Raw genomic sequence first — 16,007 nt, 5'->3', positions numbered from 1 at the left:
GTAGCTCGCTACACTCCTTCACTCTCTTGCATTTTGACCTCAAAAATAAGTTCAAAATCTAACAAAGCTAATTTATAGAACCAGCCTTAAAAGTTTCAGGATATGGAAGCAAATATAGCAGACAGCAATAAAGAGAGAATTGTTATCGTTGGCGGAGGATTAGGAGGCTTAGAGTTGGCATTTGATATGCTAAAGTCTGATTACCAAGTAGTTCTTATTGACAAAAACAATTACCACCAGTTTCCACCACTCATTTATCAAGTGGCTTCGGCAGGCTTAGAACCAAGTAGTATCGCCTTTCCTTTTCGTAGATTGTTTCAAGGTAAAAGCGATTTCTTTTTTAGAATGGCAACCGTAGAAGCGGTTAATCGTACTGAAAACACCTTACAAACATCTATTGGAGTGATACATTACGACTATCTCGTGTTGGCTGCTGGCGCAACAACCAACTTCTTTGGTAATCAAAACTTCGAGCAAAATACGCTCCCAATGAAGTCGGTTGCGGAAAGTATGTGCCTTCGCAATACGATATTGGAGAACTTGGAACGAGCTGAAACCGAAGAAGACGAACAAAAAAAGAACGCTTTATTAACTACGATTGTTGTGGGTGGCGGTGCATCAGGCGTTGAAATTGCGGGTGCTTTAGCTGAAATGAAGAAGAATATCATACCGCGCGACTATCCCGACTTAGATGCTAATAAGTTGAAAATATATCTTGTCAATGCTGGCGACCGTCTGTTGGGAGCTATGGACATCAAGTCTTCGCACCGAGCAGAGAAAGATTTGACGGAAATGGGGGTGATTTTATTGCAAAATAAGTTTGCCGTAGATTGTCAAAATGATGAATTATGGCTGAAAGACGGTACAAAAATTCCTTCAAAAACCATTATATGGGTGAGTGGTATCGTGGCAAACAAAATTGAAGGCATACCTGCTGAGAGCATAGGAAGAGCGGGTCGCCTGCTGACAGATAGATATTGCAAGGTAAAAGGCACTGAAAACATTTTTGCCATAGGCGACCAAAGTTTTGTAGAGGGCGACTCTGACTATCCAATGGGACACCCACAATTGGCGCAAGCGGCTATCCAACAAGCAAGATGTGTGGCAAAAAATTTCAAAGCAATGGCTAAAAAAGAACCATTAACGATGTTTAAATACAAGAACTTAGGTACGATGGCGACTATCGGACGTAAGTGCGCCGTGGCAGAAATTGGTGGACAGAAGTTTGGAGGACTCCCTGCGTGGATACTTTGGTTGGTTGTTCACATTCGTTCTATTCTTGGTGTGAAAAACAAAGTGGTGATTTTGCTGAATTGGATGTGGAACTATTTCAACTACAAACAGAGCCTTCGACTCATTTTGAAGGCTAAAAGTTCACAAAAATAAGCAGTTCTGTTGTTTTTAAGGTGGGCTCTAAAAATTAGCTTTGCTGTATTTTGAGGTTTTTATTGAGCAAAAATAGGCAGTGAATGAGGGAGTATAGTGAGTAGATTTCCTGCATTTTCTGCATCAAAATGTTTGCAAAACTCGTCTATTATACAAAATAATTCTGTAACTTTGTAATCGGCAGTCATATCAAATATTTTTGTAACTAATTGATTTTCACCTATAAAGATACAAAATATTTGTGAGACTACCAACTTTTTTATGAACTATTTCTTATCCCGAACTGGGGTATTTTAATAAAAAAATTGTATATTTGCAATCAATTAACAAAAAGTATTGTGCCTATGAACGAATAAAACTGATAACAGACATATTAGATAAAAAGCGTTAGCTTGCATTCTTGTTCTTGAAATTCGCCAAAATTAAAAGATCCACTAGAGTAAAAGTTAATGCTCACGTCAAACGGCGTGGGCTTTTACTCGTTTAAGTGGCAATGGTGTTTGGCGATACCTCAAGAACATAAGCGCAGTTATCAGTCCACGCTTTTTGTTTGTCTATCCCTTATTTTTTATGGGCTGACACGAATACTAATCATAAACACATAAAAATCAGATATAATGAAGAAAATTATAACAATGGCGTACCTTTCCGCAGCGGTATTGGGCGCAACGATGACATTTACATCATGTGGAAGTAACAATGATGAGCCAAAAGGTGAAGTAGTTGAGACTGGTACAAAGGTTAATCCTTTGAAGGTGTTCACAGGTGGACTTCCCAAGAGTATAGCTGGTATGACCATTCAGACAAATGAAAAAGGACAGGTTATAACCATTATGCGCCAAAATGGCAAGCCTATAACTTTCAAGTATAAAGATGCAGCTACACGCTCTACGGGACCGACTCCAGATGTAGTAATGACCAATGGAAATGGCGAAGAGTATTCCACCTATAACCTGTACCTCAACAAGGATGGTTTTGCCAAACATTGCGAGGAAGTAGTACACGATTTAGATGGAGAACATACTGTACCCTGGAATTTTACATACAACAGCAATGGGCAACTACTGACGATGCAACGCTCGGAGAGTGGAACCGAAGAGACTACTATCACATATCAAAATGGAAACATCGTAGAAACGAAAATAACGTATTCTGAGGAAGCGGAATTTAATCACTCCCACAAGATTTATTACACTTCAACGGATATAACCACACCTATAGAGAATAAAGGTAGCGTGATGCTCTTTGATGAGAATTTTGGGTTGGATAGTGACGATGTTCTATATGCCTATTATGCTGGCTTGCTCGGAAAGGCTACCAAGGATTTACCTGTAAAACTTGTTGATAACAAACACCATACTCAAAACTTCTCTTGGACACTAAACTCCGCAGGTTATCCAATCTCGTTCAAGGGTAACCACAAAACTTACTCTTTCTCTTGGTAAGTCGGAAATCTCCTAAGAGGTACCCACATAAAAGCAGTTAGGCTATATTTGAGGTGCTTCTAAGCATACTTTTCAAAGCTCCCAAGTATTCCCTCAAAAGCTCTTAAGCTTTCTTCAAAAATCTCCTAACCTTTTTCTAAAAAGCTTAGGAGCTTTTTCCTATCAGTCCTTGTACTTGTAAAATTTTATTACTACCTTTGCTGTTGGTTGTCCATGACAGCCGCCTTAGTGGGTCTTATGGTCTCGAACTCACGTATTAAATGGTTCTTTTGGGTTAACGAAATGGTCTCAATAATACAACAATCATAGTATTGCGATTTTAAAAGCAATCTGTATTGAAACCCAAAACAGCCTGTTTTGCACTTCAAAACAGGCTGTTTTGGGGTTCAAAAGTGCCTATTTCGTTTTTTAGCTCTATGTTTAGCGGAATGAATGTCGCCATCTTCCACCTTCTTTTAGCTTTTCTTGCGCCATGAAAGCAACTCAACCGAGTGCAAGGATTAGGCATTTATCTTCCCTTATAAGTTCTTTCCATGATGTATAAGATGTTTTGCTTTGTACAAGCGTGTATAATAGTTTGTACAAGTGTGTATAATGGATTATACAAACGTGTACAATGTTGCTGCCATGGAGTATCTTTGGAAGTGTTTTCTTAGTGCTTATAAGTGGTTTACCTATACAAAAAGGACTGACAAATCCACTTTGCCAGTCCTTTTTTCAATCTTTATTTTGCTATTATTTAGCGTTGATTTCCTTAATCAAGCGGTCAGCGTGTCCCCATTTGTCCATCATGTAAAGTACGAAACGAATATCAACACCGATGCAACGAGCAAGGTTACGGTCGAAATTAATATCAGAGCTGAGGCTGTCCCAGTTGCCATCGAAAGCCAAACCAATGAGTTCGCCCTTACCATTGAACATAGGTGAACCAGAGTTACCACCTGTAATGTCGTTGTTGGTCAAGAAACAAAGTTGCATTTTGCCCGAAGTTTTGTCAGCATACTTGCCATAATCGTTAGCAGTAAGCAAGTTCATCATGATAGGTTCTGCCTTGTAATCAGCAATCTTATCAGCCTTTTTGAACTTCTCAACAATGCTTTCCGAAGTGGTATAGTAGCCGCTATTGAAACCACCTATCATGTATCCGCCCACTTGACCATAGCTCAAGCGCATCGTAAAGTTGGCATCACTATAATGAGGCATATCCATTTCCATTTGAAGTTTAGCCTCTGTGAGTTTCTTTTCCTCTGCTTGGATAGCTTCCATAAGAGGGTTTGCCTTACCACCGAGTTCGTAATAAATAGCTAAAAGGTCTGTACCAACTTGTACAGCTGGGTCTTTCAAGAATTTTTTGCGGTTGTTAGGATAGAATTTAGCATCTTTATTGAGCACTTGACTCTTCTTGTAAAGCCATTCAGTGTACTTTTTAAAGTCGCCACCGAACTTTGTTTTTACAGTCTTGAAGAATGCTGGGTGATATTCAGCAGGCATCATTGTAGCATAATTGCGCATCATTTCAGCAGTCATTTCCTTGTCTAAAACATAATTCCACTTGTCGCTATTGTCTGCAAAAGTAATGTATTGTTTCTTGGGATTGTCCTTAGAACCTTGTTTAGGCATACCAGTATTGAGCTTCAAAGCACGAGTAAAAAACTCTGAAGTCTTCCAAAATGACTCTTCCCAGTAGCCTAAAGCTTGAACAATAGGGCGGCTTTGAGCATACAAATTCTCCAATTTGTTGAAATCAACATCTATTGCTGAGTTCTTATTTGGTTGCTGTGCCAACCATGATTTAATCTTTCCTTCGTATTCAGCCTTCTGGCGAATAAGCCCGATAGAATCAATACACTTGTTCATACCCATAGAGTTCTTCCAATAATTGGCAGAACTTGCATATTTATCTTCGTACTGAATGCGCACCTTTTGGTCAGCGTCCATGTGCTTTTTCATCAATGCAAGTTTGATGTCGCGGGTCTGTACACGAGTCGTATTCTCTATGTCGCGACGTTGTTGAATACCAAATGAAGAAAGATAACGGTTGGTGCTGCCAGGATAACCAATGGTCATGGCGAAATCTTTGTCCTTATATCCTTGCAAACTTACAGGTGCATAATGCTCAGGGTGGTAAGGAACATTGTCCTTAGAGTAAGCTGCTGGACCATTTGTCTTAGGGTCTGCATAGATACGGAACACAGAAAAGTCGCAAGTTTGGCGTGGCCACATCCAGTTATCGGTATCGCCACCAAACTTACCCATGCTCTTTGGTACAGTAAATACCAAACGAACGTCGGTAAAATCTTGATAAGTGGTAGCGTAATACTTATTGCCTTCATAGAAAGGAGCAATCTCAATGTGCAATGTTTTGTCTATCTTCTTGATAGAATCGTTCATTACTTTCTGAACAGAATCGATGATTTCGCCTTGCTCTCTCAATGATTTGTTGGCAATTAACGGAGCAATACGATTGGTAACGTCAGCTTGAGCGCACATGAAAGATACGAACATATCTTCGTTTGGCAACTCTTCGCTAAAACTTTTTGCTACAAAGCCATCACGCATGTAGTCGTGTTCAACTGTTGAATGGGCATTGATAGCACCGAAACCGCAGTGGTGATTGGTGAAAACCAAACCATCTGGCGATACGACAACACCTGAACAGAAACCTGAAAAATTAACAACATAGTTGCTAATAGCATTTGGGCTATTGTAAAGTCGGTCGCATGGCAATGCAAAACCATAATCAACCATTTGCGTATAAACCGCATCTGGTAAATTGTAGAGTGTCCACATACCTTCATCTGCCTTAGAAGCTGTGCTTAAAGCGAGCATTCCAGCGAGGACTAAAGTTGATTTTTTCATACTTATTTTGATTAATAGTGAATATAAATATTTTGTTTTTGACTCGTTCCGCAGGCTTTTACTTTTTAAAGCGTTTCCCTATGACTGGAATTTTGTCTAATGGAAAATCGCGTTTAACGATGATTGCAAGAAAAGCAAAGATAATTATTGTGTTCAAAGCTAATGCCAACGGCGTAGAGAGGTATTGATTGGAAGCACTGATAGCCACAAAGAAGACCAAAGCCACGACAACATAGAACGCAATTTCCTTTAAAGGATAAGCAATTGGATAATATTTTTGCCCAAAATAATAGCTGATTACCATGCTCACAGCATAGGAAACGAAGCCTGCCCAAGCACATGCCCAATAGCTATAATAAGGTATGAGCGCAATATTCATTACGATTAAAACCACAGCACCGATGCCTGAGAAGTAAGCACCCCATATTGTGCGGTCGGTAAGTTTATACCAAAAGCTAAGATTAAAGAAGATTCCAAACATAATTTCGGCTGCCATGACAATTGGAACAATCTCTAATCCGTCCCAATAGCTACGTCCTACCACATGGCGAAGTATGTCCATGTAGCCCATTACAGACAAGAAAGCCAAAAGCGTGAATATGATATAATATTTCATAGCCTTTGCGTAAGTATCTTTATTGTCTTTATCTTTCGATTTTCCAAACACAAATGGTTCGTAAGCATAGCGGAAAGCTTGCGTAATCATGACCATAATCATTGCTATTTTGATGCAAGCACCATAAATTCCCAACTGCGCTCGTGCTTCTTCTGTACTGCCATCGTAAGCATAAGGGAAGATAATTTGCGATGCACATTGGTTCAACTGACCTGCCAAACCCATGATTAACAATGGAAAAGTGTAGCTAAGCATTCGTTTTCCTGCTGCCCAATCGAAGCGATAGCGTAGTCCGCCAAGTTCTTTCCAGAGCATTAGCAGCGTAAGGAGCGTACAGAAAAGGTTGATATAGAATATCCAAACCACTTCAAGCGTGAAGTTTGCATCGTAAATGCCGAATGGATTGAGCTTGAAAGAAGGCAGTACAACCAAATAAAGCAAGTTCAAAGCAATGTTGAAAGTGATGTTCAATATCTTTAAAGTAGCAAACTTTATCGGTCTATGGGCATAACGTAAGTAGGCAAAAGGTATGGCTGCGAAAGCGTCAATGGCTACTGTAACGTACATGACGAGTATGTATTCAGGGTGGTCAGCATAGCCTAAAAGGTTAGCCAACGGCTGGTTGAACGCTAAAACCAATGCCATAAAGACGAGCGAAGTAGTACCAACGAGTTTTAAAGTGGTAGCATAAATGCGTTTAGGGTCTTCGCCCTCTTTGCTAATGAAGCGGAAAAAGGTGGTTTCCATGCCGTATGTGAGTATCACAATGAGCAATGCCACGTAAGAATAAACGTTGGTTATGATGCCATACTGCCCTCCAGCAGCGTTAAATTTGGCAGTTTGGATAGGTACCAATAGGTAGTTGATGAATCGTGCAGCAATACTACTTAGCCCGTAAATAGCTGTATCCTTTACCAATGATTTTAAATTTGCCATTTGTTTTGTCTTAAATTAAAAGAAAATATAGCATATTCCAATTGCTGCAATTACCCCCGCAAGGTCGGCAAGTAGTCCGCAAGCCACTGCGTGGCGTGTGTAACGAACGCTGACACTTCCGAAATAGACGGCAAGAATATAGAATGTTGTATCGGTAGAACCTTGGAAAATGCAGCTTAACCTTCCCACAAACGAGTCGGTACCATAGTTTTGCATGGCCTCAAGCATTAATCCGCGCGCTCCACTACCCGACAATGGTTTCATGAAAGCGGTTGGCAACGCACCCACAAAGTCAGTATTCAGATGGCATTGTTCTAACGTCCACTGTATGCCACCAATGCAAATATCCATTGCACCCGATGCTCTGAACACGCCAACACCCACGAGTATGGCTACCAAATAGGGAATAATGCGCACGGCAGTGGTGAAACCGTCCTTTGCCCCTTCGATAAACGCATCGTAAACATTGATTTTTTTGAACAATCCAGCACCTATAAACAGCACGATAATGGACATTAATATCATGTTAGATGCCACAGAAGTAACGGTGTTCATCGTACTTTGCTCCATTTGACCGAAGCCCCAAATCACGAAACCTACTGCTGCTATCATACCAAAGATAGTAGCCAACAAAATAGGTTGTAACAAATTGATGCGTTGCCATAACGAAGTAATGATAATTCCCGCAAGAGTTGCTACCATAGTAGCCAACAAAATAGGAATGAAAACATCGGTAGGCTGAGCGGCACCATTGGCAGCACGGAAAGCCAAAATGCTGGTTGGAATAATGGTTAAGCCACTTGTGTTTAGCACAAGGAACATAATCATCGGATTACTTGCTGTGTCTTTCTTCGTATTAAGTTCCTGCATTTGTGCCATTGCCTTCAGTCCCGTAGGTGTAGCCGCATTGTCTAACCCCAACATATTGGACGCAATGTTCATAAAAATAGACCCCATAACAGGGTGATTCTTAGGAATATCGGGAAATAACTTAGTGAAAATAGGACTCAACATGCGTGCCAATACATTGACAATGCCAGCCTTTTCTCCTATTTTCATGATACCTAACCAAAGCGCAAGTACGCCTGTTAAGCCGAGCGACACCTCGAAAGCCGATTTAGAAGAGTCGAATGTAGCATCGACCATCTTCTGAAATATAGTGGTATCGCCCATAAAAAGACCTACCACCCCAAAGGCAAAAGCGATGAGGAAGAACGCTATCCAAATATAATTTAATACCATGCTGTTATTAATCTCCTTGAATTGATATTCAAATGGCAAATGTACGAAATTTTAACGACACAGGCAAAATTCATATTATCTATTGATTGTCTTTTAAAAATATTTGTAATTTCAACGACAAAACTGCTCCATTTTTATGAAAAACACAACACTAAGAAATTGCAAACAGTAACCATTAAAAACAAAATAGGCTGTTTTGAAGCTCAAAAGAGCCTATTTTGCACTTCAAAACAGGCTCTTTTTTTTGATGTAGATAATATTTCAAGGTGAATGCGTTGGATTTGAAGAGTTGTGAAAAACTTAAATTCAGGAGTTAAAAAGATATAAACAAATAAATAATAAGAAGCGATTACAAAGAAATTATATACATTTGCAAGCAAGATAGATTTTGTCTAAATAATATTAGGCGAAATAAAATAGCCCTAATAGGACTACAAACTTGGTGGCTAATATTTTAGTAGCCATTAAAAAACAAGCGTAGAGTAAAAATGAAGCGTAAGAACCTTGCAAAACAATTGATAGCATGGGTGTTATTAATAACATTCATCGCTGCGTTGGGCATGAAAGGTTCGCATTATCATGATAACGATACCCTTAAACACGAGCATTCGACAACTACGCACGCAAGTCAAATAACGAGTAAATGTTTTATTTGCGAATGCTCAATGCACAAAGTAGGCGATGTAACGCCTTACAAGTATGTGTCAATGGTGGTTTGTACAATTATTCATAAACCACAACCACAAGAACCTGTCGTTATTTATCGCTCTGTTGAGTCGGTAAATGCGCATGCACCTCCTTATTTTTGCGCATAAGGTAGCTTCTTTTTGTTGGAAACAATAGGCTTTTAATGGTAAAAGCCACTATTCATCGTTTCACAAATGCTGGTTTTGCGATAGAATTTGTTGCGCTATATGGCGTAACATAGGCTCTATTCCAAAGGTTTTGGAATAGATAGACCGCAGCCTACCTTATGTTCACGCACTGAAGAAACACGAAATCATTTATTTTATTTTATAAAAAGCAAACTAATATGCAGAATTTTCGCTTATTAGCAATGGTGTTTGTTGTAGGCTTTCTACACCAAAACACTTTTGCACAAGCACCTAAAAATCGTGTAAAGGAACACACTTTGGACGAAGTTACTGTGGTTGGAGAAGGCAAAAAAGCAAGTATCAATGCCGTTTCTAATACACTTGGAAAGGAAAATATTGCGCAGGCTTCGGGTAAAACCTTAGCTGCTTTGTTGGAACAAGTAAGCGGTGTAAGTTCCATACAAACAGGTACAACCATAGCAAAACCCGTTATTCACGGCATGTATGGCAACCGTATCTTGATGGTTAATAATGGCGCACGCTTGACGGGGCAACAATGGGGTGCCGACCATGCCCCAGAAATTGATAAAAATAGTGCGCAACGCATTGAAGTTGTCAAGGGAGCAGAGAGCGTTCGCTATGGTTCTGAGGCTTTGGGTGGCATTATTCTTATGGAGCAAAAAGCCCTTCCATACGGTAGCGAATTGGTACATGGCAATTTAAATGGTATGTATGGCACAAATGGTCGTCGCTATTCGTTTAGCGGAATGGCAGAAGGAACAATGCCAAAACTATCCGATTTGGCTTGGCGTGTGCAATCAACTTATAGCAATAGTGGCGACCAAAGTACGGCAAACTATCTGCTGAACAACACGGGCTATCGTGAATTTAATTTCTCAACCACCCTTGGTTATCGTTGGAACAACCTCCGTTTAGAGGCATTTTATAGTTTGTTCGACCAAAAAATAGGCGTGATGCAGAGTGCACAAATGGGCAATGAAAAGCTATTGGCAGAGCGAATCATGATGGGGCGACCTGTGGAAATTTTGCCATTCAGTCGCTCTATTGGCTATCCACACCAGAAAATTACCCACCAAACCGCTATTCTTAAACTCTTTTATGATAACGAAAAGTGGGGAAACTTTGCGTGGCAAACGTCTTACCAATACGATAACCGCCGTGAAAATCGCATTCGTCGCATGAATAATTCGGATATTCCAACGGTTAGTCTACGCCTTAATTCGTTGCAAAACTCGTTGCAATGGTACAAAAACTATGGCGCATGGCGTACCGATGCTGGCGTTCAGTTGGTTAATGTAGAAAACCATAGTGAGCGAGGAACAGGCGTTGTACCTATTATTCCAAACTATACCGAAATGACTTTGGGAGCTTTTGCGCTGCAAAAATACATACAAGAGAAATGGGGAATGGAGGCTGGCGCACGCTTCGACTATCAACATACCGATGCTGACGGGTACGATTGGACAAGTAAACGCTATGGCGGCAAGCACAATTTCACTAACTTTACTTACAGTTTGGGTGGACACTATGCACCGATAAGTCGTTGGAAATTTACAACAAACTTTGGTGTTGCATGGCGTGCGCCACACGTTTACGAACTTTATAGCAATGGTAATGAGTTAGGTTCGGGTATGTATGTTAAAGGAAACGACCAACTAAAATCGGAGCAAAGCTATAAATGGATTGTTTCAATCGACTATTTAGGCAAGCTCATAAACTTTCGAATTGATGGCTATTTGCAGTGGATTAACAATTACATTTACGACCAACCAACGGGAGAAAATATAACGGTTATAGCTGGTGCATTCCCAATTTTTGCCTACAAACAGACTTCTGCGTTCTTCCGTGGGATAGACTTTGATGTACATTTTAATCCCATTTCATCGGTAGATTACCATTTTATTTCAGCACTTATATGGGCAAACGAACGCAAAACCAATCATTATTTGCCCTACATACCATCGGCACGATTTACACAAAGTTTGACTTGGAAACCGCAAGCCAAAAGAAACATAAAGCCATGGGTAAGCATTAGTCATAAATTTGTAGCCCATCAAAACCGCTTTGACCCTAAGACCGACTTGATAGAATTTGCTCCTGCGGCTTACAATCTTTATGGTTTTGAAGTGGGAATGAACTGCCGATTGGGCGATTATCAGTCGTTAAGACTATCAATTGTGGGCGATAATATTTTCAATAAGGAATACAAAGAATATACCAACCGCAGTAGATATTACGCTCACGACATGGGACGTGATATTCGATTCATGGCAATATGGAATTTTTAAGGCAGGTTCTATAAATTAGCTTTGTTAGATTTTGAACTTATTTTTGAGGTCAAAATGCAAGAGGGTGAAGGAGTGTAGCGAGCTACACGACTGAACGAACTTACATTTTTAACCAAAAAGAAGCCAAAAGATAACAAAACGTATTTCATAAAATTTAATGACAATATGCGGTGGTAATTTATAGAACCAGCCTTAATCGTAACAAAGAATAAAAAGAATAGAAAATGAAAACAAGAAATTATTTACATTCGGTGCTAAATATTATGGCACTTGCAGCCCTTTCCTTTATGGTTGCAGCTTGTAGTCCAGAAACTCCAGAGGACGAAAACCAACACAAATTGCACGAAGACCCTTTTAAAGCGGTGCTTACTTTGCAAGAAGGACGATTAGAAGGAGGCGTGTTTAATCAAAATCCAGAGATGAAACACTTTAAAGCCAACACAGCTTCGCCTGCTCAAACCATCGTGTGGGAAGTGAAAAGCGGAAAAGGGTGGGGCGTAACAAGTGCGACTAACTCGTTTAAAGTGAAAAACTTTGAGAAAAATCCCGATGTGGTTTACTATCTAAACTTTGAGTATTTCAATCAGAAAGGAGAATCAATGAACCACCAATTTTTTGACAATGGTCAGGACAAAATACACCAACATTTCTTTTGTGTGTACCGACAAATCGATGCTAACGGTGTGAAAAAAGAAGTAAGAGAGAAGAAAAAAGCCAATATTCCGTTCGATTATAATTATGCTGACGAATTGAATGGCACTTTCATAGGCAACACAAATCCAATGGGTTTCAAAGGTTTCTTCCGCTTTTTAAAGGCTGGCGAGAAGTTTACAATGAATATTGAACTTCTGCACGCTACGAAAACAAAGTTGGAAAAAGACGGAAAACCATCGCCTTTCTATATGCCTTCGGCTGAAAACAGAAGTACAGGCTTGTGGGATATACAAATTGCCGTGCCAATAGAAATCGAAAAATAATGATTTTGTTAAACCACACGAACTTATAAAATATTACAAGCGGAAACAAAGAATGTTCAAGCAAGTAATAATACCCTCTGTAGGGGCGTGATTTATCACGTTCCTCTCAGCAAAAATTTAGGGTGTTAGGAACGTGATGACGAGTTGATGAGTTTGCAAATAATCACGCTCCTACTGCTAACGCCCTTGTTCGCTGGTGGTTTTTATATTTTAAAATAGAGAACAAAAACAAATTTAATAATCATTTTTTTTAAAGTAACAATTATGAAAACAAAATGGTTTAAAACCGCACTATGCTTTGCCATGGGTGCAATCTTAATGATGGGTCTAGCATCATGTAACAAGGACGACGAAAATCCGATTCCTGTTCCAAATCAAAAGGAAACAAAGATGATTATGCCAGCATCAATTGAAATTAATATTTATGGCGGACATTTGCATGGGCCTAAAAAATTCCATCAAAATAGTTTTGCTAAAGAGGTAAAATACTTTGGTAAAAACTATAAATTGAAGTTTACACTCGAAAACGGCAAGTGGGTTGCTGACCCTGCAAACGAAATGGTAAACCTCATGGGCAATACATACGGAGAAGAAGTACATTGTGTAAATGCTTTCGATATTCACTATTACGACAAGGACGGAAAGGAAATAACAACACAATATACAACGCCTGAAAACAGAAAATTGTATCAACATTTCTTCATGGCAAAGAATATCATTTCTGGATATGCCGATACAGAAAAGATAGAAATGAAGAATGGACTCGACTTCATGCATTATACTTATTGTGATACCGACCCTGCCGACAAATCAAACCACTTTGACGGAGCAAAATTCTTAGAAAATGAAGAATGTGTAGGTATGAAAGGCTACTTTGAGTTTATGGCTTCATATAAGAAATTCAATTTGGAAATTCGTTTGATGCGTGCCAATGAAAGCAAATTAGTAGATGGAAAACCATCTCCATTTTATGAGCCTACTGGAAAACAATTAGAAAGCGAAGAGTGGTTGCCTGCAATTTCAATTCCTATCAATCTCTATATGTCGGCTGACGATCGTGAGTTAGAAACCAAGGATTTTGACGATTACGACAAAATGATGGGATATACTGAAGCTGATTTTACAGAAAAAGACCGTAGAATAATTCATGCTTTAATGGACGCTTTTGGTATTACTGATTTCAAAACAGCTGCAATGGAGTTTTATTGGAATATAGATGGCTCAGGAACTCATGAAATGAACAACTTCTGGTTTTAAGATAAGAAAGTGAGGATATAGCAAATTTGAAGTACACCCCCGAAAGTTGTTTTGTCCAACTTTCGGGGGGACTCAATAGGGTATGCCTCGCTTACTTTTAAAGAGAACTTGCTATGTGAACGAAACCTTTGGCAGTACGTTCCCCATTGTCTTGAAAATGATTGCCTTCGTTCCAATCAAATTTTACGTTCACACCTTGTGTTTGATAAATTTCGATTTGCTTTGCCATACATTCTTTCACGGTTGATATAATTTTAGTTTTGGTATGGTCTTCTTTGTCGCCCAAACTGAGATAGGCAAATTTCACTTTAGGCGTATTTTGCTCTGCATATTTCAACCAATCTTTATACCAAATAGAGGGGGAAGCCGAAACTATTCCATTAAAGAAATCTGTGTTGTAGGAAGTCCACAAGGTAAAAAGGCCAGCAAGTGAATATCCGCCTAAGATGATTTTCGGACGATAATTTTCGTAAAATCTTCGGAGTAAATAGGGGAGAAGTTGTTCTTTTATATATAATAAGGTGTTTGAAGCACCTTCGCCAAAGGGTGTTTTACCAAAAATAGGCGGTACGCCCCATGGGGTTAATTCCTCGTTCCATTTCGTAATTCTAATGGCAACGAAAATAAAATGAGAAGAAATATGTGCCTCAATATACGTTATTTCTTGTTCTAACTCTTCGACATCGTGGCTATCGACAGGCTGAAGGAAAAGAATTTCAGGCGGTTTATTGTCGGTAAGTATTTTTTTTGGAGAAAAAATGATGCACTCGTGGGTACCTATTTTTATATTTTCTTTCTCGTGTTTCATATCATTTTGTATTTTAGGATAGCACAAATATATATATTTTTTTTCGACTATTGAAAGTTGTTAGCAAAACTTTTTAAGTGAAACTATTGGCGATGCAATGTAAATTTAATATCTTTGTAATTCTAACCATTGAATTTAAAATATTAAAAACGTTTTCTATGTCTGCATTTCGTACCATTGACGAGCTTATACTTCGTTTAAATCGAGAAAAAGCATTGATAAAAGATTTATTTGAGAAGCGCAAAGATTTATCTATTCGTCGAAGTTATGCCGAAGAGATGTTAGATTATGATGCAGCGAGATTACGATTCCTTATAGAGTCGGGTATCATTCATGAAAGCGGAGAGTTTGTTGAATTGGAAGACGTTTATCTTCGCTTTTTTGAAGAGGTTTTAGAAGTAAATGAAGAGGTAAATGTTTCTTCGGTAAAAGACTATATTGACAATCTAAATGCACAAATAGGCTACTTTCTGAAAGAAAATAACGAGCGACAAAAGTATGGCTATCAAAAGGAAGTGCGAAAGATATTGAAGAAAATTTCGCTTACAACTTTGCGTAATATTATTGATTTGAAGCGTAATATTAATAATACTTATAAGAACGAACCCAATTATAAAATTAAGATTGACAAGCTGCGAGCGTTAGACGTGAAGCGTAACAATATAAAAATCTTGATTCATGAGTGCGAGCGAGTGTTAGACGAGCGACAGCCCACTTTCTTTTCTGTGGCAATGGATGTGCAAATGCGTGAAACGGTAAATGATGTGCGTGCAGAACTCATTGAGGCAGCCCATAGCTTGATTGAAATTCAAAAGCAAATAATTCAATATATTAATCTGATAGAGTTTCAAACTAAACGATTAAAAAAGCTGCGACGGTTAAAATACCTGCGCGACCAACTCATTATCAAGGAATATACAAACGTTGAGGCGGTAATGCTACGTTTAAATCCAGTGTGGCTTGAACCGCAAATGGGGTATCGATTAAAATTAAGTCTTGACTATCTGCGAACCTCAAACGAGGCTTTGGAGATATTGAAACTCTTAGAAAAGCGAAAAAATAATCGTATAACCCGACAAGGACAGGAGGCTGAGGCTTTAGACACTGCCTATTTGAAGGCTACCACTCATACGCAACAAAGTGTAAGTCAGCAAGAAGTGATAAATAGATTTAGGGCGCAGGCGCAAGATTTATTTACCTTTGTTCAGAACTATCGGTACAGAATTGAGGTTACGGAAGAAGAAAAGTTGGTGCTTTTCTGCCAATTGGCATCGCAATATGCCGACCAATTGCAATTTACCGATACCATAGCAACCCACAAACAATGGGAATATCCCCTCATTTATATAAAGTAAAA

At 39.1% G+C, this 16,007-nt stretch carries 12 protein-coding genes; 7 read left to right on the top strand and 5 right to left on the bottom strand.

Going from position 1 to position 16,007, the window contains the following annotated elements:
• The first annotated feature begins 102 nt into the window (after positions 1-102).
• Complete coding sequence (locus tag DYI03_RS10240; RefSeq protein WP_021669323.1) at positions 103-1,386, top strand: NAD(P)/FAD-dependent oxidoreductase; 1,284 nt, start codon at positions 103-105, stop codon at positions 1,384-1,386.
• A gap of 59 nt (positions 1,387-1,445) precedes the next feature.
• Here the strand turns inward: DYI03_RS10240 and DYI03_RS13870 are convergent, their stop codons facing one another.
• Positions 1,446-1,574 (bottom strand): hypothetical protein, encoded by a 129-nt coding sequence (locus DYI03_RS13870; protein WP_262510450.1) that lies wholly within the window; start codon positions 1,572-1,574, stop codon positions 1,446-1,448.
• 429 nt (positions 1,575-2,003) lie between these two features.
• Between DYI03_RS13870 and DYI03_RS10235 the strand changes: the two genes are divergently transcribed.
• Entirely contained in the window at positions 2,004-2,831 is an 828-nt protein-coding gene (locus DYI03_RS10235; protein WP_021669154.1) for a DUF4595 domain-containing protein, read from the top strand.
• A 735-nt stretch (positions 2,832-3,566) separates the two neighbouring features.
• Here the strand turns inward: DYI03_RS10235 and DYI03_RS10230 are convergent.
• The 3 genes from DYI03_RS10230 to DYI03_RS10220 are packed head-to-tail and all read right to left on the bottom strand — an operon-like array spanning position 3,567 to position 8,484.
• Positions 3,567-5,690 carry a S46 family peptidase gene (locus DYI03_RS10230; protein ID WP_021669152.1) on the bottom strand — a complete coding sequence of 708 codons (2,124 nt, stop codon included), beginning with the start codon at positions 5,688-5,690 and terminating at the stop codon, positions 3,567-3,569.
• Positions 5,691-5,748: 58 nt separating this feature from the next.
• Entirely contained in the window at positions 5,749-7,242 is a 1,494-nt protein-coding gene (locus DYI03_RS10225) for a lipopolysaccharide biosynthesis protein (protein WP_021669151.1), read from the bottom strand.
• A 15-nt stretch (positions 7,243-7,257) separates the two neighbouring features.
• Entirely contained in the window at positions 7,258-8,484 is a 1,227-nt protein-coding gene (locus DYI03_RS10220) for a nucleoside recognition domain-containing protein (protein WP_025064706.1), read from the bottom strand.
• Positions 8,485-8,972: 488 nt separating this feature from the next.
• Between DYI03_RS10220 and DYI03_RS10210 the strand changes: the two genes are divergently transcribed.
• From DYI03_RS10210 to DYI03_RS10195, 4 genes are all read left to right on the top strand, one after another.
• Complete coding sequence (locus tag DYI03_RS10210; RefSeq protein WP_021669148.1) at positions 8,973-9,299, top strand: hypothetical protein; 327 nt, start codon at positions 8,973-8,975, stop codon at positions 9,297-9,299.
• Positions 9,300-9,517: 218 nt separating this feature from the next.
• Positions 9,518-11,608 (top strand): TonB-dependent receptor, encoded by a 2,091-nt coding sequence (locus tag DYI03_RS10205; RefSeq protein ID WP_021669147.1) that lies wholly within the window; start codon positions 9,518-9,520, stop codon positions 11,606-11,608.
• Positions 11,609-11,832: 224 nt separating this feature from the next.
• The gene (locus DYI03_RS10200; protein WP_004355160.1) at positions 11,833-12,585 is read left to right on the top strand and encodes a hypothetical protein; all 753 of its coding nucleotides are present in this window, start codon (positions 11,833-11,835) and stop codon (positions 12,583-12,585) included.
• Between the two features lie 264 nt (positions 12,586-12,849).
• Positions 12,850-13,842 (top strand): hypothetical protein, encoded by a 993-nt coding sequence (locus DYI03_RS10195; RefSeq protein WP_021669145.1) that lies wholly within the window; start codon positions 12,850-12,852, stop codon positions 13,840-13,842.
• A 97-nt stretch (positions 13,843-13,939) separates the two neighbouring features.
• Here DYI03_RS10195 and DYI03_RS10190 read toward each other — a convergent pair whose 3' ends face one another.
• Positions 13,940-14,650, bottom strand: coding sequence for an alpha/beta hydrolase (locus tag DYI03_RS10190; RefSeq protein ID WP_021669144.1), 711 nt, complete (start codon positions 14,648-14,650; stop codon positions 13,940-13,942).
• 158 nt (positions 14,651-14,808) lie between these two features.
• Here DYI03_RS10190 and DYI03_RS10185 point away from each other — a divergent pair, with 158 nt between their 5' ends.
• Positions 14,809-16,005 carry a hypothetical protein gene (locus DYI03_RS10185; protein WP_025064705.1) on the top strand — a complete coding sequence of 399 codons (1,197 nt, stop codon included), beginning with the start codon at positions 14,809-14,811 and terminating at the stop codon, positions 16,003-16,005.
• Positions 16,006-16,007: the final 2 nt, after the last annotated feature.

It is taken from the genome of Prevotella disiens (assembly GCF_900454955.1).
GTDB classification, from domain to species: Bacteria; Bacteroidota; Bacteroidia; order Bacteroidales; family Bacteroidaceae; genus Prevotella; species Prevotella disiens.
Note: the sequence above shows the minus strand (reverse complement) of the source record. Positions and strands in the feature narration are given on the sequence as shown.

Bases quoted from the DNA above. Each gene is read 5' to 3' on its own strand.
- DYI03_RS10230 (WP_021669152.1), bottom strand. From the start codon at position 5,690: ATGAAAAAATCAACTTTAGTCCTCGCTGGAATGCTCGCTTTAAGCACA.
- DYI03_RS10205 (WP_021669147.1), top strand. From the start codon at position 9,518: ATGCAGAATTTTCGCTTATTAGCAATGGTGTTTGTTGTAGGCTTTCTA.
- DYI03_RS10195 (WP_021669145.1), top strand. From the start codon at position 12,850: ATGAAAACAAAATGGTTTAAAACCGCACTATGCTTTGCCATGGGTGCA.
- DYI03_RS10185 (WP_025064705.1), top strand. From the start codon at position 14,809: ATGTCTGCATTTCGTACCATTGACGAGCTTATACTTCGTTTAAATCGA.
- DYI03_RS10235 (WP_021669154.1), top strand. From the start codon at position 2,004: ATGAAGAAAATTATAACAATGGCGTACCTTTCCGCAGCGGTATTGGGC.
- DYI03_RS10190 (WP_021669144.1), bottom strand. From the start codon at position 14,650: ATGAAACACGAGAAAGAAAATATAAAAATAGGTACCCACGAGTGCATC.
- DYI03_RS10225 (WP_021669151.1), bottom strand. From the start codon at position 7,242: ATGGCAAATTTAAAATCATTGGTAAAGGATACAGCTATTTACGGGCTA.
- DYI03_RS10220 (WP_025064706.1), bottom strand. From the start codon at position 8,484: ATGGTATTAAATTATATTTGGATAGCGTTCTTCCTCATCGCTTTTGCC.
- DYI03_RS13870 (WP_262510450.1), bottom strand. From the start codon at position 1,574: ATGACTGCCGATTACAAAGTTACAGAATTATTTTGTATAATAGACGAG.
- DYI03_RS10240 (WP_021669323.1), top strand. From the start codon at position 103: ATGGAAGCAAATATAGCAGACAGCAATAAAGAGAGAATTGTTATCGTT.
- DYI03_RS10200 (WP_004355160.1), top strand. From the start codon at position 11,833: ATGAAAACAAGAAATTATTTACATTCGGTGCTAAATATTATGGCACTT.
- DYI03_RS10210 (WP_021669148.1), top strand. From the start codon at position 8,973: ATGAAGCGTAAGAACCTTGCAAAACAATTGATAGCATGGGTGTTATTA.